Origin of the sequence: Serratia sp. 3ACOL1, from assembly GCF_003668775.1 — a bacterium.
GTDB lineage: Bacteria > Pseudomonadota > Gammaproteobacteria > Enterobacterales > Enterobacteriaceae > Chania > Chania fonticola.
The window spans coordinates 1,627,852-1,647,128 of record NZ_CP033055.1 but is presented as its reverse complement, the minus strand read 5'-3'; the positions used below and the strand labels follow the sequence as shown (position 1 = coordinate 1,647,128).

The following is a 19,277-nucleotide window of genomic DNA, read 5'->3' as shown; positions in this document are numbered from 1 at the left end:
TTGCGGGTTTTAACCTCGCTACTGAAAATGATACGGCGTTCCAACTTCACCTGATGCGGTCCTTGGAGTAACATTCTCCCCCAGTAGGTCCGCTTCTTACGCCGTGGCAACGGCTGGCGGCTCAACAATGGAGAGACTTCGCTATGAGCCTGAAAGCTGTTGACGAAAAAGATGACAAAAAAGACAAACCCCTGGGCAGCCAAAGCCTGTTTCGTGGTTTGCAGCTAATTGAAATACTGAGCAATTTCCCTAATGGTTGCCCACTGGCGCACCTGTCCGAGCTGGCAGAGATGAACAAAAGCACCGTGCACCGCCTGTTACAAGGGCTGCATACCAGTGGCTATGTCACGCAGGCGCCTTCCCCAGGCAGTTACCGCCTGACCACCAAATTCATTTCTATTGGTCAAAAGGCGCTTTCTTCATTGAACATCATCCACGTGGCTGCCCCTCATTTGGAGCAGTTGAACCTGGAAGTGGGGGAAACGGTCAACTTCTCCAGCCGGGAAGACGATCACGTGATCCTGATCTACAAGCTGGAGCCGACCACCGGCATGATGCGTACCCGCGCTTACATCGGCCAGCATATGCCGTTGTACTGTTCGGCGATGGGCAAAATTTTCATGGCCTATGGCAAGAGCGACTATCCGGATCACTATTGGCAAACCCACCAACAGGAGATCCAGGTGCTGACGCGTAACACCATTACCGAATTGCCGAAGATGTATGAGGAGTTGGCGGATATCCGCAAGCAGGGCGTGGCGATGGATCGCGAAGAAAACGAGCTGGGCGTGTCCTGTATTGCTGCCCCGGTGTTCGATATTCAGCAACGGGTGCCTTATTCCGTTTCGGTTTCGTTGCCTACGGCCAAGCTGCAACAGGTTGGCGTGCAGTCGTTGATGAAACCGTTGCTGGAGACCACGCGGCGCATCTCTCAGGAATTGGGGTTTGTGACGCAGGGGTGATTTTGCTTAACAAGGCAGATCCCTGACGGAGTTTGTGCTTAATTTAACAAGATTTGCGCAACATTTGTGCAATCTAACACATCAGATCACAAAAAAGGGACACAATGAGTTATCTTATGTCCCGATTTCATCCCTTTAACGGATCCTAGACCCATATGATTATCAAACCTAAGGTTCGCGGTTTTATCTGTACCACCACTCATCCGGTCGGTTGTGAAGCCAATGTTCGTCGTCAGATTGCCTACACCAAAGCGCAGGGCAAGATTGCCAATGGCCCTAAACGTGTGCTGGTGATCGGTGCATCTACCGGTTATGGTCTGGCTTCCCGTATTGCCACCGCCTTTGGCAGCGACGCTGCGACCATCGGCGTATTCTTCGAGAAAGCGGGCAGCGAAGGCAAAACCGCTACCGCTGGCTGGTACAACTCGGCCGCTTTCGATAAAGCCGCTAAAGAAGCTGGCCTGTACGCGAAAAGCGTCAATGGAGATGCCTTCTCCAACGAATGCCGCGCCAAGGTGATTGAGCTGATCAAAGCCGACCTGGGCCAGATCGATTTGGTGGTTTACTCGCTGGCTTCGCCGGTGCGTAAAATGCCAGATACCGGCGAAGTAGTGCGTTCCGCGCTGAAGCCAATCGGTGAGGTTTACACCACCACCGCTATCGATACCAACAAAGACCAAATCATCACCGCCACTGTTGAACCGGCGAGCGAAGAAGAGATCCAGAACACCATCACCGTGATGGGCGGCCAGGATTGGGAACTGTGGATGTCGGCGCTGGAAGAAGCGGGCGTGCTGGCCGAAGGTGCCAAGTCCGTTGCCTACTCCTACATCGGTACCGATCTGACTTGGCCAATCTACTGGCACGGTACTTTGGGCCGCGCCAAAGAAGATTTGGATCGCGCAGCTACCGCCATCCGTGGCGATCTGGCTGCCAAGGGCGGCACCGCACACGTTGCCGTGCTGAAATCCGTGGTCACCCAGGCTTCTTCTGCCATTCCGGTAATGCCGCTGTATATCTCCATGGCCTTCAAGATCATGAAAGAGAAGGGCATTCACGAAGGCTGCATGGAACAGGTTTCCCGTTTGATGCACACCCGTCTGTATGGCGAAGAGATGCCGCTGGACGATCATGCCCGTATCCGTATGGATGACTGGGAACTGCGTGATGATGTGCAGCAGGCTTGCCGCGATCTGTGGCCGTCAATCACTTCCGAAAACCTGAGCGAGCTGACCGATTACACTGGCTACAAGCAAGAGTTCCTGCGCCTGTTCGGCTTTGGTCTGGAAGAAGTGGATTATGACGCGGACGTTAATCCAGACGTGCGTTTCGATGTGGTAGAGCTTTAATTTCCTACCCCAGAATGTCAAACAGGGCCCAATTGGGCCCTGTTTGTTTTATAACGTACCGAAATCAATCCTCATCGTCGTGCTCGTCGTCTTCATCCATCACGATCGGGCAGTCGAAGTCATCCGGCTTGAGCACCAGCAGGTCACATTTCAGATGGTCGATCACCTGTTCCGCGGTATTGCCGATAAACGCGGCAGAAATACCGGTGCGGCCCAAGCTACCTAACACCACTACGCCCGCTTGCAAATGCTCGGCCAAGTCCGGGATCACTTCCTCCGGCAGGCCTTTCTCCACGTGGGTGAATTCTTCGTTGATGTGGAATTTTTGCCTTAACGCCTTCATGGCGATCAGGTGCTGCCCGCGGATCGCATCGTTATAGATGCTGGGGTCAAAATCGGGCAGTTCGATGGCGATATTGATCGGGGTAACCGGGTAGGCACCTACCAGGTGCACTTCGGTTTGATCGACGTTTTGCGCCAGTTCGAGCGTTTCTTTCACCAGCCGGATATTGAGTGGGTCATGATAAGGCTCTTCGCTGGATAGATTAACCGCCACCAGCGCTTTCCCCCCTTCAGGCCAGGGTTGGTCTTTCACCATCCACACCGGGCAAGGGCATTTGCGCAGCAGATGCCAGTCTGTCGGGGTGAAGATCATTGATTCCAGCCTGTCGTGCTGATGGGCCATTTTCAACAATAAATCGTGCTTGCCGCTCAGCACTTCCTGAATGATCGCCTCATAGGGGCGATTGTGCCATACCACTTTGATTTCAATGGGGACACCGTCTTCAAGATAGAAGCGGCATTGCTCTTTAATCCACGCCGCCCGTTGGCTGATCACCCCTTGCCGCATCGCCGTTCTTTCGTCAGGGGAAAGCAGGGTGGTCATTTCGTAAGAGAAATCATAGATAGGAAGGAAGGCCTTAATCCGCCCGCCGTTCCGCTTGATCAGGTAAACAGCCCGGCGCAGCGCCGGTTGATCGTCCTGATTGGGGTCAATAGCCACCAGTAGATTCTGATACTTCGCCATAGGGCCTCCTTACAGCTGTAGATCAACAGTCTGTTCACATACAGAGTAACCCAACATTGAAAAACAGAACAGCGGCAGAGAGGGGCTAGGCCAACAATTTCAGCGAATCATTGGCCCAGTAGGGGATCAGGCGCTTACGGAGACGTTGATGCGTGCGACACCTGCCAGTTGTGACAGGGCATCTGCGTTTTCGATGGTGATATATTTGCCTTTCACGCTGAGGATTTCACTTTTCTGGAAACGCCCCAACAGGCGGCTGATGGTTTCCACCGTCAGGCCCAGATAGTTGCCGATATCGCCACGGGTCATGGTCAAACGGAACTCACGCGGTGAGAAGCCACGTTCGGCAAAGCGGTGTGACAGGTTATACACGAAAGCGGCCAGGCGCTCTTCGGCGTTCTTCTTCGACAGCAGCAGGATCATATCCTGGTCGCCTTTGATCTCACCACTCATCAAACGCATGATTTGCTGGCGCAGATTAGGCATTTTGCCTGAGAGGTCGTCCAGCGTTTCAAACGGGATTTCACAGACCATGGAGGTTTCCAGCGCCTGAGCAAAGCTTGGATGCTTCAGGCCACCAATGGCGTCAAAGCCCACCAGATCGCCCGCCAGATGGAAGCCGGTAATTTGTTCATCACCCTGTTCGGTGATGGTGTAGCTTTTGATGGTCCCGGAGCGGATGGCGTACAGTGATTTCAGTTCGTCACCGGCTTTAAACAGCGTTTGGCCTTTCTGGATCGGCTTTTTCCTCTCGATGATGTTGTCGAGTTGGTCCAGCTCATGCGTATTCAGCGTAAAAGGAATACACAATTGGCTGATGCTACAGTCTTGGCAATGGATCGCACAACCACCAGACTGGATACGACGAATCACGCGTTTTTCCGGGATCATAGATTAAGCTCACGCAATAATTGATATGAGTCAATTTTAACATCTTTTGCGGCAGGTGATAAGTACAGCAAGAACAACAATAGCGACATTTTGTGTGATTTTTAAACAGAGCTGTTACTCATCATTCCGTAGCATACTGATGTTTAGTGATTTATTGACTTCGGAAAAGCCTGGCTGATATTGACTAAAACCATATGAAAAACGAATAAATCTCGCATTATCATCGGCTTTCTGCGATTAGTCTTATCGATTGTAGGGGCATTAATGGGCGGATAGCTTTCATCCGTGATGGTAACGTAGGATAACGAGTAAATATTTCTACACAAATCTGTGCGGTGAATGAGCCCGCCAGTGATGACGGTACTGTGCAGGAGCGAATGGGCGCAGCATGCTGCGCCCAGCTTTAAAATCAGGCGCTATTTTTAGCCAAAGCGTCATTAGCCGGAACATAGCGCGGGACGTTGTTATGTCCTGGCTGGTCGACTTTGACGATCAGCGTCAACACCGCCGCCACCAGATACAAACCGGTATACACCCACACTACGCCTTCGATATCAAAGAAGGGCAGCACAATAGAAGCGATGGCCGGGGCCGCGAAGTTGCTCAGGCCAGCGGAAAGGTTATAGATAGAGATGGCAGCGCCTTTGTGGTTGGGTTCCAGCACCGGGAACACTGCGGTCATGGGGACGAAGGCCGCAACGGTGATCCCAAGCATCACCGCAGGCACCAGCGCGATCCAGAAATTATGGCCAAAATGCACCGGCAGGTAGTAAAACGCCAGGCTGGAGATGGCGCAACCGATGCAGCCAAACCAGCGTACCTGGCGCAGCCAACCGATTTTCTCCCCCAGAATGCCCCACATAATGTTGGTGAAGATGGTGACAAAGAAGAACACCGCCCAAATTTGCAGCCACTCGGACATGCTAAAGCCCAGCCGGCCTACATATAGCATCGGCATAATCACCGCAAAGCCAAACAGCGACAGCGTGTTGATGATGCGGATCAGGCAGGAGAGGAAGATATTGCGGTTGGTGAACAGGATCGTCACCGCACGGGAAAGCTCTTTGAGTTTCTCCTGCGGTGACAGATCGGCCTTGGGGCTGACGTCACCCACGTTGCGCAGCAGGAACATTGCCATCAAGCCACCGGCAGCCACCCAGGCAATGGCAAACCACAGGGTGCCGGTTTCGCCCATCAACGGAATGGTAAAGCTGGGCAGATAGCTGCCGACACAGCCGATGCCGATCGAGTACATCGCCCAGAACCAGCCCATCGCGGAAGAGAGCTGCTGTTTAGGGACGTTCTGCACCACCAACATCACAAACGAATAGATAAACAGCGGATAGGCCAGGCCACGAATGCCGTAAAACAGCAACATCAATGGGTAGTTACGCATCCCCAGGCCAAACAGCATAAACAGCACGTGCATCACCAGCCACAGGATAAAGCCGATGCGCATGGCTTTTTGTGGCGTGATGATTTCGGCCACCACGCCTGAGCTCCAGGCCGCCAGCGCCGCTGCCAGGCCATACACGGTAAACACCAGCGCCGACTGTGCCGGAGTGAATCCCATATCGGTGATGTGTTTAGACAGAAAAGCCATCTCAAAGCCGTCGCCGCTCATGAAAATGGCGATGGCGATGTAGCCCCAGAACAGGTTCATTGGCAGGCCGAACCAGTGTTTATGTGTTTGTGGCATAACAAACTCCAGGATAGGTGTAAGGGTACAGTCTTATTATTTTTTACCGCGCCAGGATCATGCCCGGCGCAGGGCCAATTGTTGTTGATAGAGCTGACGGTAGGTGGCCAGACGTTCCGCGAGTAAAGGTTGGCGTTCGCCGTCCGGCAGGAAGCGCCGATCGATGGCGGGTTTGTGGCAAACCTGCTCCACCGTTCCACCCGCTGCCAGCCATCCCAACCGCGCCGCGCCCAAAGCGCCACCGGCTTCGCCACCGAGATGGGTGACCACCGGCAGATCGAGCACGTCGGCCATCAGTTGCGCCCAATGTTCGCTACGAGCGCCGCCGCCAATCAGTGAGCATTGTTCCAGTCGGGTCCCCGCCTGCGAAAGCACCTCAAGGCCGTCCGCCATGCCGAAGGCAACGCCTTCCAGTAGCGCATAGCCCATTGCCGCACGCTGATGGCTGTGGGTCAGGCCGTGGAACGCACCGGTCGCCAGCGGATCGTTATGCGGCGTCCGTTCACCGGACAGGTAGGGCAGAAAGACCGGGGCCAGGCGCTGTTCCGCCAGGTTCATCTGGGCAATTTCGGCCAACAGCGTGGGTTCATTGCTGCCCACCAGTTGGCAGAACCAGCGCAGGGCACTGGCGGCGGTAAGCATCACGCTCATCTGATGCCAGCGCTCAGGCAAGGCATGGCAAAATGCATGGACAGCGGATTGTGGATTGGGGCGGAAGCGATCGTTAACGGCAAACAGCACGCCGGACGTTCCCAGCGAGATAAACGCATCGCCTGGATTAACCGCGCCGATGCCCACCGCGCTGGCTGCGTTATCTCCACCGCCACCGGCGATGATAATATTGTCAGCAAGGCCCCAGGAGCGGGCAATATCGCCTTTCAACTGGCCGGAGACTTCGTTGCCTTCTACCAGACGCGGCATTTGATCGCGGTTGAGGCCACAGGCAGCGAGCAAGGAATCTGACCAGTCCCGCTTGCCCACGTCGAGCCACAGCGTGCCAGCCGCGTCCGACATATCCGAAACCTTGTCGCCACTCATCATCCAGCGCAGGAAGTCCTTGGGCAGCAGCACGGTGGATATTTGCGCAAAGATGTCCGGTTCATGCCTGGCAACCCACAACAGCTTGGGCGCGGTGAATCCCGGCATCGCCAGGTTACCGGCAATGTCATGCAACTCCGGTGCGTTCTGCGTCAACTGTTTGCACTGTTCGGCGCTGCGAGTGTCATTCCATAAAATCGCCGGGCGCAAAACCTGATTATCACGGTTGAGCAGCACCGCACCGTGCATCTGGCCGGAAAGCCCCAGCGAGCGGATTTGCGGCCACTGTTGCGGAATCTTGGCGCGCAAACGGCTCACCACCGCCTGCGTTGCCCGCCACCAATCGGCCGGATCCTGCTCGGCCCAGTGAGGATGCGGGCGTTGTACTTCCAGCGGTTCACCGGCGCTGGCGATCAAGGTGCCGTGGTCATCAATCACCACGGCTTTGATTTCTGAGGTGCCTAAATCGAGTCCTAGATACATGGTTCGCTCCCTTTATTGCGCCAGCCAGTGGTTAACCCGCTCGATGGATTGGCGCAGCAGCTGGCTAAAGGCACTGCTGTGGGCCAAGGTGCTGAACAATTTCTCATCTGAGGCAAATACCGCCACCGGATCCGCCGCTGCGAACATCTGGTGCACGGCTGCTGCGTCCAGAATGCCGTCCTGGTATTCATAAGGCAGTTGGCCTTGGTGCCAGCGCTGCATAAAGACAAAGAACAGGGCAGGCAGCATGGCCGTGGCTTTCGGCTCCTGGCCGCGCTGATAACACTCTTGCAGCGTTGGGGTAATGAAACCGGGGATTTTGGAAAAACCGTCGGCGGCGACGCGCTGGTTGGTATCGCGAATATAGGGGTTGCTAAAGCGTTCCAGAACCACGTCACGGTAGGCGGCCAAGTCGAGCGGGCTAGGCGTCAGGGAAGGGATCACGTCCTGGGTCACATAGTCATAAGCCAACTGGTGGATGGCTGGGGTGCCGGTGCTTTCATGAATATAGCTTTGGCCAATCAGCGTACCGGCCCAGGCAATGCAGCTATGGCTGGCGTTGAGGATGCGGATCTTGGCTTCTTCATAGGGCAGCACTGATTCAACCATCTCGACGCCGACGTTTTCCAACGCTGGCCGCCCGTTGATGAAATCATCTTCGATCACCCATTGGATAAAGGCTTCCCCCATAACTGGCGCACGGTCCTGGAAGCCGGTGGCTTCGGCAACGCGCTCGGCAACTTCCGGCGCTGGCCGTGGCGTGATGCGGTCAACCATGGTGTTGGGGCAGCGGGTGTGGCTATCGATCCAGGCGATCAGCTCCGGTTCTTTACGCAGTTGCAGGAACTGCATCAGGCCGTGACGGAAGCGTTCACCGTTATGGCGCAGGTTATCGCAGTTCAATAACGTGACAGGGTCACCATTAAGCTGCTTTCTGCGTGCCAACAGTTGGGCCATGGTGCCGTAAATGGTGCGGCAGGCGCCCAGCAGATCGGCCTGAATATCGGCGTTAGCGCGATCCAGGTTGAACTGATTATCCAGATAATAGCCGCCTTCGGTGACGGTGAAGGAAATGACGCGGGTTTCTGGCTTGGCCCCCTGCGCGGTCAACGCGGCCAGTTCGTTATCCCAGGGAATGACCTTGCTGATGGAGGTAATGGTTTCATACTGACGTACGCCCTGTGGGGTGACGGTCTCCAGCACGTATTGGCCTTGTTGCTCAGCCAGCGTATTCAGTAACGGCGTGGCGTCATCGCGAATGTTGGCAAGCGCAATCGACCAGCGGCTATCGCCCGTTGCAATCAGCCGATGCAGATACCACGCCTGATGAGCACGATGGAAAGATCCGGCGCCGATATGCAGCCAAATGGCCTGAGAAGAGTTCACTGGTTTGCTCATAACGTTCTCCACTAAAGGTTATTTTAGGGCATCCGCCCTTTTATTGGGCATTTGCTCTGTTAATGGCGATAGAGTAAATAAACTTTTGCCCTTTAAATGGGCTTTAGCTCACAAATGTGCAAATCGACCTCTGCGGGCAGGTGGAATGCCGGTAAAATGGGGCCATCAGGGGTAGCGGGTGAAACAACATGGTCAAACACGATAAGAAGCTGGATCAGGCGGCACGCGCCGCCTGGATGTATTACGTGGCCGGACAGACTCAGAATGAAATTGCCGAAGCGTTGGGCGTATCGCGCCAGGTTGCGCAGCGGCTGGTGGCATTGGCGATCGACAGCGGTCTGATCAGCGTCAACATTTCCCACCCGGTAGGGCGCTGCATGGAATTATCGGCCCGTCTTAGCGCACGCTATGGCTTAACGCTGTGTCAGGTGGTGCCTAGCCAGGGAATGGAGAGCGCCGGAATAAACCGCGCGGTGGCGGTGGCCGGGGCTGAAGTGATGGCGCAGTTTTTGCGCAGTGAACAGCCATTGAACATTGGGGTTGGTTCAGGCCGTAGCCTGAAGGCGGCGATTGATGAACTGCCAGAATTGGAGCGGCCACAGCATAGCTGCGTCTCACTGATTGGTGCGATCGCGGCTGATGGCTCCTGTACCCGGTATGATGTACCGCTGTGGATGGCAGAGAAAACCCAGGGCCGCTACTTTATCCTGCCCGCACCGCTGTTTGCCGATAGCGAACAGGACCGCGCCTTGTGGTGCAACCACCGCATTTACCGCACGGTGAACGACAAAGCCAGCCAGGCCGATGTGACCTTTATCGGCATTGGCACCATCGAATATCACTGCCCGCTGCACAAGGATGGATTTATCACCGCAGAAGATGTTGATCGGCTGTGCGAATCTAACGCGGTGGCAGAAATGCTGGGCCATTTTATCGATCCACAGGGCCAGCGGGTGGCCAGCGAACTCGATCGACGGCTGACCAGCGTCAATCTGCACCAACGGCCGGAAAAACCGGTGATTGCGCTGGCCGGTGGTGCAGAAAAGCATCAGGCCATTCGTGCCGCCTTGCTAGGCCGCTGGATCAACGGCCTGGTGACTGATGAGGAGAGCGCGTTGGCGCTACTGGCCGATTAAATCAGATCCTGGGGCAGGAAACCTTCATGTTTCAGCAGCCATTGTTTGCGCTGCACCCCTCCGGCGTAACCGGTCAGCGCACCCTGTGAGCCGATCACTCGGTGGCAGGGCACCACGATACTGATTGGGTTAGTGCCGTTAGCCATGCCAACTGCGCGCGAAGCGGTTGGCCTGCCAATGCGCTTGGCCAATTCCCCGTAGGTGATGATCTCCCCACAGGGAATTTGCCGCAGTTGTTGCCAGACGGTGCGCTGGAACTCGGTGCCCGCAGTCATCACCGGCACAGTGTCGATGGCTGCCAACTCGCCAGCAAAATAGCGTTGCATCACTTCCGTCAGGCCGCCTGGGTTGGCTTGTTCCTGAATGACGAAAGGAGAGGCTCGATAATGGCTGTTGAGCAGCTTCATCAGGCGAGCCTCATGATCGGTCCAGTCCAGCGCGCGCATCCGTCCTTGCTCATCTCCGATCAACACCAGTTCACCGACCGGCGTCGGCATACGATCAATAAAAAAGGTCAGCATGTTGTTCACTCCTTGCGTTTGATAGGGCGATTATTACATGAAAGAGCCGGATGTGATGGCGGATTTCGGACATGCTGATGGGGCGGGGGCTAAAGGAAAAAACAGGGTACACCCAAGTAGGTATACCCCGAGAGGCGAAACGCCAAAATGTTAATAAAACCACAAAGTCATTTTCGGTGGCTAATTGTATGACATAATTCCGTCGATTAGGATTAATTGTAAATTAACGTAATTCGTTGTAGAGAAGGGTCATTAAACACCGATTCACGAATGGGCTTGCCCATTAATTCCGAACCCATATTATCCAATGGCATTTTGATAAATTCATTGGTATTGAAGGCGGTTTCACGATAGCAACTGGATATATATTGACCATCACTGCGCGCGATTTCACAGGTTGGGGCGCTGATTTTTCCGGAAAACTGGATGCTCCCTGAGATGGTGTTGTGGCTAACTTCTTGTTTTGAATGGGCTGAAAGTGGCAAGGCTGCCAGTATGGCCAAAGCCGTAATAATAGATTTCATAAGCTATTCCTATTAGCATAAAGTAAAACCATCCATTAACAAAAAAGTCGATTATTGTCTAAAAAATAAACTTCCATTGTCTGATGATTTAATTTCCAACGTTACTATAATGTATTGAGTAAATAATAATAACAGCAATCGTTCGTTAATTGAATTTAATAGTAGGGATGGGCAGGCAGTAAAACCATGATTTAGATCATAGTGGGGGAATTTAGGGGGCGATGTAAGAATGATTACTTTTAATGCTGCTTATAATAACGGGTGTGACTTTAAATAGCGATATTAATGTTAAGGCCGCATAGTCATCGTTATTCTGCGGCCCTTAACCTTACTCTTTAGAGTTACAGCATCCCTGCACTGCCACAGATACGGATCTTTTCTGCTACCACTTCTTTCATTGCCAATTTGCCCGGGACGATGTATTTACGCGGATCGTTGGCCTCCGGATGTTGGGAGAAATAGCTCTTCACCGCATCGGCAAAAGCGATTTTGAGTTCGGTAGCCACGTTGACCTTACACACCCCCAGCGAGATGGCTCGCTTGACCATCGCTTCCGGGATACCGGAGGCACCGTGCAGCACCAACGGGATCTCCAACTGTTCGCGGATCAGCGCCAGCCGGTCAAAATCCAGCTTGGGCTCCCCGTGGTACAGCCCATGAGCCGAACCTATGGCGACGGCGAGGGAGTCGATCCCGGTAGCCGCGACAAACTCGCGGGCGGCTTTTGGGTCGGTATAAAAGCCGTCTGCGGCATCGACAATCAGATCGTCTTCCTGGCCACCCAGGCGGCCCAGCTCCGCTTCTACGCTAGCCCCATAGCGATGGCATAACGCGACGGCCTGCGCAACCAGCGCGATGTTCTGCTCAAAAGGCAGGTGCGAGCCATCGATCATCACCGAGCGGATCCCGGCTCTGACCTTGGTAGCGATATCCTCGAGTTCTTCGTGATGGTCCAGATGCAACGCCAGCGGCAGGTCATGGCGCTGGGCTGCCGAGCGGCAAATTCCCACCAGATAGTCGGTACCCGCATAGCTAAAGGTGCCTGGGGTCCCGGCCATGATCACAGGGGATTGCAGTTCGGCGGCGGTTTCTGCCACGACCTGCACCGTTTCAAGATTGTGTACGTTGAACGCTGGCACGGCATAGCCCTGCCTTTGTGCTTTCAACAGCATTTCACGGTTGGATATCAGGTACATAACGGCTCCTTACAGCTCGGTAGCAGAGTAGGGATAAATGGTCACGCCTTTTACCACGCGGTTGACTTCCCCGGTTGGGCAAGGGTTATCCGGCGTCAGGCCGCGCGCCAGCGAGGTTTCAAACGCCAGCATTTGGGCGAACAGCAGATAGGGGAATAACAGCCAGATATCGTCGTCGGCATGATGTAAATCGGACTGGCCCGTTTTCTCCGTTGGCGAGTTACCAAGGCCAACCAGCTGCTTGGCCAAACCGTCGCGCTGGAGTTCGTCCCACAGATCCTGCTCATAACGCTCGGTATAGCGGTTGCTGGAGAGCATCAGCAGCACCAACGTCTGTGGATCGACCATAAATTTAGGGCCGTGACGCAGGCCCAGCGGCGAGTCGTAGCGGGTGACGATTTGCCCGGCGGTCAGTTCCAGCATTTTCAGCGAGGCTTCCTCCGCCAGGCCGGTGAAACAGCTACTGCCGAGCACGATGTAACGGCTAAAGCCGCTGCTGGCCAGGGTTTTTACTTGTGATTGCAGCGTTTCACGCAGTTGTCTACAGCGCTCGATCATCTGCGCCAGCGGTTGCTGGGCTGCATCCAGGGAATAGGGGCCTAACAGCAGCGCAGTGCTCAGCATCATGCAACTGAAGCTGGAGGTCATGGCAAAACTCTGGTCGTTTGAGCCCTGTGGCATCACCAGGGCACAAACGTTCTTACGGCCGTGCGCGTAGTTGGCCAACTGGCTGTCCGGGTTGCACACCAGCATCAGGTGATAGCACTGGGGGAGCAGTTGATCTGCCAGCGCTACCGAAGCGACGCTTTCCGGGCTGTTGCCGGAACGGGCGAAAGAGACCAGCAGCGTCGGGCGTGATGGGTCGAGAAACTGCTGCGGATTGGCGACGATATCGGTGGTGCCATAGGCCGCAACATCCCGGCCGGTTTTCTCCCTCAGCCATGGGGCCAAGGCCCGACCCGCAAAGGCTGAGCTGCCAGCACCGCACAGCACAATCTGCAGACGCGGATTTTGCAGCAGCGGCGTCAGGAAAGCGGAGCATTGCTCCTGTTGGGCGGCCAACTGCTGATGCAAGGCAGCCCAAAGGTCCGGCTGCTGCCAAATCTCACGGGCGGTATGCAGTGCATGATGTTGCTCCAGCCAGTCCGCATCGTAAGAAAAATAACCTGTCATGATGGTAACTCCTTAAAAAATAAAACGGTTAATACCTAATAAATGCCTGTTGATGCGGTGCTGAGCCAGGTTAGGGTCTGGTGCTGTGAGTTGCCCCTCACCCTAACCCTCTCCCAAAGGGAGAGGGGATCGAACCGTGCCACCGGCCAACTCCTGCGCTCGCCACTAATTAGCTTCTGTACCTGGCTATTTCTCCGTACCCACTCCTTTGATTCCGGAGTTGCTATGTACCTGACTGCTGCTCCGTACCAGCTCCCTTGAGGGCGAGGGGATCGAACCGTGCCACCGGCCAACTCCTGCGCTCGCCACTAATTAGCTTCTGTACCTGGCTATTTCTCCGTACCCACTCTTTTGATTCCGGAGTTGCTATGTACCTGACTGCTGCTCCGAACCAGCTCCCTCTCCCTTGAGGGAGAGGGTTGGGGTGAGGGGGCGATCACGGATGTCTAATACGCCTGAAGCTGAGCACCATTCCGTTCATGCCGCAGCCTCTATACCTGAGTGCTGCTCCGTACCAGCTCCCTCTCCCTGTGGGAGAGGGTTGGGGTGAGGGGCTGATTCATTGGTCGGCGATAATCACCTGGACCCCCAGATTTTGCAGCGCATGCAGGTAATTGGTCGGAATGCGGCTGTCGGTCACCAATCGGTGGATCTGGCCGATCTCGCGGATCATGCAGAAGCTGCTGCGGCCAAACTTGCTGGCGTCAACCACCGCAATCACTTCGCGGGCCACTTCGCACATGGCGCGGTTGAGCTGGGCCTCACCGGGATCTGGCGTGGTGATACCACCCACCAAATCAAAGCCATCAACGCCGAGGAAAAATTTATCAAAGCGATATTGGCGAATGTGCTGCTCGGCAGCGGGGCCATACAGCGACCAAGACTTGCGCCGCACGCTGCCGCCGACCACCATCAAATCCACCTGCTCGTTACTGGCCAATTCAAAGGCGATATTCAGGGCGTTGGTCATCACCACCAGGTCTTTCTTACCTGCTAACTGGGTAGCCATCTGGCTAGTGGTGGAGCCCGAGTCGAGAATGATCGCGTCACCGTCGTTCACCAACGCGGCGGCGGCACAGGCAATGGCGAATTTCACATCGCGGTTGATGCGCCCCTTGTCCTGTAGCGGGCGATCGAAGGCGAACTGTTTATTGAGCATCGCGCCGCCGTAGGCCCGTACCGCACAACCACTTTTTTCCAGATGGCGCAGATCGCTGCGAATGGTGACGGTAGAGACGGCAAACTGGCTGCTCAACTGTTCCACGCGCACCGTGCCCTCACGGCATAGCTGGTCGATAATTAATTCCCGCCGTTTTACGGTATTGATCATGAATAGCTGACTCCTGATTTACCCGTAGCAAACCCCGGCCGTGGCATAGGGGCCACAGCAACCGTTACAGGCGTATTTTCAGTCTTTCGTTGCAAATTACAGCAAACGAAACCACGCAACGCAATCGAAAAATTTAAATATAATCTTATATTTCAACCAGTTATTTCATCGCCGTCTTTCGGTTGGTCATCAACTGAAAGCCGCGTGTAAATAAACTGAAAACCGGTAATGCCTTATTTATTCGGCTAATATCTCCGTGACCACGCCAATTAATTCCGCCGAGGATGAAAGCTACCCACGGTGATTAATGCGGGTGAGCTTTCCTTAATTTTTTTATTGCCAGCTTTGGCGCAACAGTGCCGCACCGCGTACGCCGCTGCTGTCGCCATACACTGGGGGATAAACCATCGCCGGTTCCGTCCCTGGCAGTAGCCAGCGGCTCATGGCGGTAGGCAACTGTGCATAGAGTTCGCTCACGTTAGAAAGCCCGCCCCCTAACACGAAAGCGTCCACATCCAGCAACAGTTGCAGGCTGGCCAACGCGCTGGCCAGGATATCGATGTAGATCCCCATCAGGTGCTGCGCTAAAGGATCGCCCTGACGGTAACTGGCGATCAGCGCCGGAACGTTGGCCGCACTATGGCCAAAGTGTTGGCTCAGGGCCAGCAGACCGCTGCCGGAGACATAACGCTCAAAGCAACCGGTTAGGCCGCAATTGCAGACAAACAGCGGCAGATCGTAACGCTGCGCCAATTGGGCCGAGATAGGCGTATGCCCCCATTCACCAGCCAGCCCATTGCGACCCTTGTGGAGCCGTTTGTTCATCACCAGCCCGCCGCCAGCGCCGGTACCGATGATGGCACCAAACACCACCTCCAACCGTTCGGTCTGGGGCGTGCTGGCCTCCGAAAGTGCAAAACAGCGGCAATCGTTTTCAATCTCTACCGGTCGCGATAGCTCCTGGGTCAGATCGTCTGCCAGACAGTGGCCCGTCAGGCAGGGCACGTTTACCGCCAACTGCTTGCGGCTGCGTGGGTCGGTGATCCCCGGCAAGCCAATGCCGATGCTGCCTTGGGTGTGCAGGCTGCGATCGGCCTGGCTGACCAGTTGCGCGATGCAGGCGAGAAACTCGCGGTAGTCGCCGGTGGGCGTACTGACGCGCTGGCACAGCACCTGATTCAACTGAGCGTCGTAGGCGGCCATTTCGATTTTGGTGCCGCCAATATCAAAACCGTAACGCATAGCATGAGTAGCCACGGTTTACTCCTCGCCCAAGGTGATGACGGCGTTTTCCCGGCGGGCGCGTTCGGCGGCAAAGACCATCAGGTGACTCTGCAAAGTTTCCTGCGGGCCAGACAACACTTGCGAAGGATCGTTGGCGCGCACGGCAGAGATAAAGTGCTGCATCAGATAATAATCGCCGCCGCCGTGGCCAGACATGGTGTGCAGGTCTTCGGCCTCATCCACGTCATACAGCGTTTCGCGGTCGTCAAGGAAGGAGGTGATGCGGATATAGCGGCCATCGCCCTCCAGGCATCCCTGGCTGCCAAAAATGCGCGTTTTGCGATCTTCCATTTTGGTAAAGGCGGTCATGGTAAAGGCGGCGGTGCGGCCACCGCTAAACTGCATATTCACCACCTGATGATCCACCACGTTGTTATCACAGCGGTAGACACAGCGGCCATAAGGGCCGTTGCGCAGCGCGGCGACCAGATGCTCCTGGTCGACTTCCGGCGTCAGCACCCGCAGGAAGCCCGGCGTTGCCTTGTGATTTTCGCCAAGGTAGATACGTTTGGCGGAATAGGGGCATTCGGCCTCAACGCCGCAGTCCAGGCAGTTATCCGCTGCGCCCTGTGGTTGGTTTTCCTGGCGGAAGTGGCGTAATCCACCAAATGAGCTGACCTGCTCGCAAGGGGTATCCATCACGTAACGGATCCAGTCGATATCGTGACAGGATTTTTGCAACAGCATAAAGGCCGCCTGCTGATCGTTGCGCCAGTTGCCACGCACGAAAGAGTGGGCCTGATGCCAATAGCCCACCGGTTCCAGATGTTGCAGGCTAACGATGTCGCCAATGACCTTATCGCGCAGCAGTTGTTTGAGTTTCTGGGTGTAACGGGTATAGCGCAGCACGTGCCCGACGGAGAAGATGATTCCCTGGCGTTCCACTTCTTCCACGATGGTGCAGCACTCACTCGCGTCCGGCGACAGTGGCTTTTCCAGCAGCATGTGATAGCCCTGTTTGGCGAAGGCCAGAGCCGGTGCCAGATGCAGGGTATCTTGGGTGCAAATCATCACCGCATCGGCCAGCTTGCCCGCCGCTACGGCCTGCTGCCAGTCGGTAAACACGTTTTCGGGGGAAATGCCGTGCTGGGCTACAAACTGCTGGCGATAGGTATCGCGCGGTTCAGCGACTGCCACCACTTGCATCAATTCTGGATGGGCAAGCGCATAGCGGGAATAAATTTCCCCACGAGCACCGGCACCAATCACCAACACGCGCACCGGGCGTCCGGTATAGTCATTAGATTGAGCTGACGACATTGCAAAGTACTCCCAAATTATCCCAGTGACTGGGTAGAGTTATTATTCAGGTTGTCACCGCTGGCCTGATCGAACAGGTGGGCGCGGGCCAAATCAAACGTCAAATGGATCTGTTCGCCGATGCTCGGTTCCCAGTCTGGCTGAGACGCAATCCGCAGCACGAAGCGTAATCCGGCCAGTTCGCAGTGCAGCAACTCTTCGTTGCCCATGCGCTCAATGGTGGCAATACGGGCCGGGAAACAGTTTTGGGTACCGGCAGCGCACAGGCGCAGCGCTTCAGGGCGAATACCCAGGCAAACGCGCTGGTGCGGATAGTTTTCCAACTGCTTTTCCAGCGCGGGCGGCAGAGTCAGCAGATAGCGATCGTCGATACGCAGTTGTGTTCCCTGAGCATTACGCAGCAAGTCCAGATCGTGCAGGTTCATCGACGGGCTGCCGATAAACTCGGCGACAAAACGGTTGGCGGGGTGGTGATACAGGTTGATCGGCTTGTCCACCTGCATGATGGTGCCCCGATTCATTACGCAGATGCGGTCGCCCATGGTCATCGCCTCGACCTGATCGTGCGTCACGTACACCATGGTGGCGGCGGCGCCTTCCTGTTTCAGTCGGTTGTGCAATTCGATGAGCTGCACGCGCATGGAAACACGTAGCTTGGCATCCAGGTTGGAGAGCGGTTCGTCGAACAGGAATACCTTCGGTTTACGCACGATGGCACGTCCAACCGCCACGCGCTGGCACTGGCCGCCGGAGAGCTGGCCGGGTTTGCGATGTAGCAGGTTGGTGATTTCCAGCTTCTCGGCAGCATCCTGCACCCGCCGGTCGATCTCGGCCTTACTCTCTTTACCAATCAGCCCAAAGGCCATGTTCTTGTAGACGGTCATATGCGGATAGAGCGCATAGTTCTGAAACACCATAGCGATGCCACGATCTTTGGGCATGGTGTCGTTAACGCAGCGGTCATGGATCATGATTTGGCCTTCACTGACGCTTTCCAGCCCGGCGATCATGCGCAGCAGGGTGGATTTGGCGCAGCCGGACGGGCCGACAAACACCATAAACTCACCGTCCTTGATATCCAGATCCACGCCATGCAACGCCCGGAAACCGTTGGGATAGACCTTTTTCACACTGTTTAATTGAATACCGGCCATGTCTGTTTACCTTATTGTTCGCGGTTAGCCTTTAACGCCAGCGCTGGCGATGCCCTGGATGAAATAGCGTTGGAAAAGAATGAACAGCATCAGCATCGGGATCACCGCCATCAGCGCCCCCGCCATCAGCAGCGGGTATTCCACTCCGGCACGGCTGGACAGCGAAGCCAGGCCCACCGGCAGCGTCAATTTCTCGGTCGTGGTGTTGACGATCAGTGGCCACATCAGGTTATTCCAGCTCCACAAACCGTTAATGATGATGCAGGCGATGATGCCGGGGCGGATCAGCGGCAGCATGATGCGCCAGAAAATGGCGAAGTAGCTGTAACCGTCGATCAGCGCTGCTTCCTCCATTTCCTTAGGTACTGCCAGGAAGAACTGCCGCAGCAGGAAGGTGGCGTAAATGCTGAAGATCCCCGGCAGCACCAGGCCGGTAATGCTGTTAACCAGCCCCATTTTCTGCACTACCAGGAACTGCGGGATTAGAAATGCCTGGCCGGGCACCATCAGGATCGAGATGCACACCAGGAATACCGCGTCACGGCCACGAAAGTGCAGGCGGGAGAAGCCATACGCGGCCATGGTGGCGATCACCATTTGCAGCGTCACGGTGGAGAAAGTGGCCAGCAGCGAGTTGATATAAAAATCCGCAAAAGGGATCTCGCGCATGATTTTGCCATAGGCCTGCAAGCTCGGGTTTTCCGGCAGCAGGGTCAGCGGGATCTGAATGCTTTCGGCCTGGGTTTTCAGCGAGGTCACCAACATCCAGATAAAAGGCACCACCGAGGCCAGCGCCGCCAGCGTCATAAACAGATAGACCAGGGCTCGTTTGCTTATCGTCATCAATGGCTC

17 protein-coding genes are annotated in these 19,277 nt (G+C 55.4%); 3 read left to right on the top strand and 14 right to left on the bottom strand.

The window, feature by feature from the left end:
- The first annotated feature begins 143 nt into the window (after positions 1-143).
- Positions 144-962 carry an IclR family transcriptional regulator gene (locus D9980_RS07560; RefSeq protein ID WP_024530145.1) on the top strand — a complete coding sequence of 273 codons (819 nt, stop codon included), beginning with the start codon at positions 144-146 and terminating at the stop codon, positions 960-962.
- A 155-nt stretch (positions 963-1,117) separates the two neighbouring features.
- Positions 1,118-2,311: an enoyl-ACP reductase FabV gene (gene fabV / locus D9980_RS07555; RefSeq protein ID WP_024486034.1), complete on the top strand. Its 1,194-nt coding sequence runs from the start codon at positions 1,118-1,120 to the stop codon at positions 2,309-2,311.
- Between the two features lie 64 nt (positions 2,312-2,375).
- Here the strand turns inward: fabV and uspE are convergent, their stop codons facing one another.
- From uspE to dalD, 5 genes are all read right to left on the bottom strand, one after another.
- On the bottom strand, positions 2,376-3,338 hold the full coding sequence (uspE, locus tag D9980_RS07550) for a universal stress protein UspE (RefSeq protein ID WP_121606925.1): 963 nt from the start codon (positions 3,336-3,338) through the stop codon (positions 2,376-2,378).
- A 126-nt stretch (positions 3,339-3,464) separates the two neighbouring features.
- Entirely contained in the window at positions 3,465-4,229 is a 765-nt protein-coding gene (locus D9980_RS07545; protein WP_024486036.1) for an FNR family transcription factor, read from the bottom strand.
- A 409-nt stretch (positions 4,230-4,638) separates the two neighbouring features.
- Complete coding sequence (locus tag D9980_RS07540) at positions 4,639-5,928, bottom strand: MFS transporter (RefSeq protein ID WP_121606924.1); 1,290 nt, start codon at positions 5,926-5,928, stop codon at positions 4,639-4,641.
- 57 nt (positions 5,929-5,985) lie between these two features.
- Entirely contained in the window at positions 5,986-7,449 is a 1,464-nt protein-coding gene (gene xylB, locus D9980_RS07535; protein WP_121606923.1) for a xylulokinase, read from the bottom strand.
- Between the two features lie 12 nt (positions 7,450-7,461).
- Positions 7,462-8,847 (bottom strand): D-arabinitol 4-dehydrogenase, encoded by a 1,386-nt coding sequence (gene dalD / locus D9980_RS07530; protein WP_121606922.1) that lies wholly within the window; start codon positions 8,845-8,847, stop codon positions 7,462-7,464.
- A gap of 188 nt (positions 8,848-9,035) precedes the next feature.
- Here dalD and D9980_RS07525 point away from each other — a divergent pair, with 188 nt between their 5' ends.
- A complete protein-coding gene (locus tag D9980_RS07525) occupies positions 9,036-9,983 on the top strand; it encodes a sugar-binding transcriptional regulator (RefSeq protein WP_021177886.1) in 948 nt (315 codons plus the stop codon).
- Here D9980_RS07525 and ogt read toward each other — a convergent pair.
- The 9 genes from ogt to D9980_RS07480 all read right to left on the bottom strand — a co-directional run bounded on the left by ogt (position 9,980) and on the right by D9980_RS07480 (position 19,268).
- A complete protein-coding gene (gene ogt, locus D9980_RS07520; protein ID WP_071683477.1) occupies positions 9,980-10,504 on the bottom strand; it encodes a methylated-DNA--[protein]-cysteine S-methyltransferase in 525 nt (174 codons plus the stop codon). The two genes, D9980_RS07525 and ogt, sit on opposite strands and share 4 nt — an antisense overlap.
- 212 nt (positions 10,505-10,716) lie before the next feature.
- Entirely contained in the window at positions 10,717-11,028 is a 312-nt protein-coding gene (locus tag D9980_RS07515) for a hypothetical protein (RefSeq protein ID WP_121606921.1), read from the bottom strand.
- Positions 11,029-11,369: 341 nt separating this feature from the next.
- Positions 11,370-12,224: a tagatose bisphosphate family class II aldolase gene (locus D9980_RS07510; protein WP_024486999.1), complete on the bottom strand. Its 855-nt coding sequence runs from the start codon at positions 12,222-12,224 to the stop codon at positions 11,370-11,372.
- Positions 12,225-12,233: 9 nt separating this feature from the next.
- On the bottom strand, positions 12,234-13,397 hold the full coding sequence (locus D9980_RS07505) for an SIS domain-containing protein (protein WP_121606920.1): 1,164 nt from the start codon (positions 13,395-13,397) through the stop codon (positions 12,234-12,236).
- Positions 13,398-13,956: 559 nt separating this feature from the next.
- Complete coding sequence (gene agaR, locus D9980_RS07500; RefSeq protein ID WP_121606919.1) at positions 13,957-14,727, bottom strand: transcriptional repressor AgaR; 771 nt, start codon at positions 14,725-14,727, stop codon at positions 13,957-13,959.
- A 333-nt stretch (positions 14,728-15,060) separates the two neighbouring features.
- On the bottom strand, positions 15,061-15,969 hold the full coding sequence (locus D9980_RS07495) for an ROK family protein (protein WP_121606918.1): 909 nt from the start codon (positions 15,967-15,969) through the stop codon (positions 15,061-15,063).
- Positions 15,970-15,987: 18 nt separating this feature from the next.
- The gene (locus D9980_RS07490; RefSeq protein ID WP_121606917.1) at positions 15,988-17,271 is read right to left on the bottom strand and encodes a Gfo/Idh/MocA family protein; all 1,284 of its coding nucleotides are present in this window, start codon (positions 17,269-17,271) and stop codon (positions 15,988-15,990) included.
- 17 nt (positions 17,272-17,288) lie between these two features.
- The gene (locus D9980_RS07485) at positions 17,289-18,425 is read right to left on the bottom strand and encodes an ABC transporter ATP-binding protein (RefSeq protein ID WP_024486605.1); all 1,137 of its coding nucleotides are present in this window, start codon (positions 18,423-18,425) and stop codon (positions 17,289-17,291) included.
- 24 nt (positions 18,426-18,449) lie between these two features.
- Positions 18,450-19,268: a carbohydrate ABC transporter permease gene (locus tag D9980_RS07480; protein ID WP_021806473.1), complete on the bottom strand. Its 819-nt coding sequence runs from the start codon at positions 19,266-19,268 to the stop codon at positions 18,450-18,452.
- Positions 19,269-19,277: the final 9 nt, after the last annotated feature.

What these genes read in the sequence shown, in the direction of transcription:
- D9980_RS07495 (WP_121606918.1), bottom strand. Translation starts at nt 15,969, where the DNA reads ATGCGTTACGGTTTTGATATTGGCGGCACCAAAATCGAAATGGCCGCC.
- xylB (WP_121606923.1), bottom strand. Translation starts at nt 7,449, where the DNA reads ATGTATCTAGGACTCGATTTAGGCACCTCAGAAATCAAAGCCGTGGTG.
- D9980_RS07490 (WP_121606917.1), bottom strand. Translation starts at nt 17,271, where the DNA reads ATGTCGTCAGCTCAATCTAATGACTATACCGGACGCCCGGTGCGCGTG.
- uspE (WP_121606925.1), bottom strand. Translation starts at nt 3,338, where the DNA reads ATGGCGAAGTATCAGAATCTACTGGTGGCTATTGACCCCAATCAGGAC.
- D9980_RS07545 (WP_024486036.1), bottom strand. Translation starts at nt 4,229, where the DNA reads ATGATCCCGGAAAAACGCGTGATTCGTCGTATCCAGTCTGGTGGTTGT.
- D9980_RS07540 (WP_121606924.1), bottom strand. Translation starts at nt 5,928, where the DNA reads ATGCCACAAACACATAAACACTGGTTCGGCCTGCCAATGAACCTGTTC.
- D9980_RS07510 (WP_024486999.1), bottom strand. Translation starts at nt 12,224, where the DNA reads ATGTACCTGATATCCAACCGTGAAATGCTGTTGAAAGCACAAAGGCAG.
- D9980_RS07480 (WP_021806473.1), bottom strand. Translation starts at nt 19,268, where the DNA reads ATGACGATAAGCAAACGAGCCCTGGTCTATCTGTTTATGACGCTGGCG.
- agaR (WP_121606919.1), bottom strand. Translation starts at nt 14,727, where the DNA reads ATGATCAATACCGTAAAACGGCGGGAATTAATTATCGACCAGCTATGC.
- ogt (WP_071683477.1), bottom strand. Translation starts at nt 10,504, where the DNA reads ATGCTGACCTTTTTTATTGATCGTATGCCGACGCCGGTCGGTGAACTG.
- dalD (WP_121606922.1), bottom strand. Translation starts at nt 8,847, where the DNA reads ATGAGCAAACCAGTGAACTCTTCTCAGGCCATTTGGCTGCATATCGGC.
- D9980_RS07515 (WP_121606921.1), bottom strand. Translation starts at nt 11,028, where the DNA reads ATGAAATCTATTATTACGGCTTTGGCCATACTGGCAGCCTTGCCACTT.
- D9980_RS07505 (WP_121606920.1), bottom strand. Translation starts at nt 13,397, where the DNA reads ATGACAGGTTATTTTTCTTACGATGCGGACTGGCTGGAGCAACATCAT.
- D9980_RS07560 (WP_024530145.1), top strand. Translation starts at nt 144, where the DNA reads ATGAGCCTGAAAGCTGTTGACGAAAAAGATGACAAAAAAGACAAACCC.
- D9980_RS07525 (WP_021177886.1), top strand. Translation starts at nt 9,036, where the DNA reads ATGGTCAAACACGATAAGAAGCTGGATCAGGCGGCACGCGCCGCCTGG.
- fabV (WP_024486034.1), top strand. Translation starts at nt 1,118, where the DNA reads ATGATTATCAAACCTAAGGTTCGCGGTTTTATCTGTACCACCACTCAT.
- D9980_RS07485 (WP_024486605.1), bottom strand. Translation starts at nt 18,425, where the DNA reads ATGGCCGGTATTCAATTAAACAGTGTGAAAAAGGTCTATCCCAACGGT.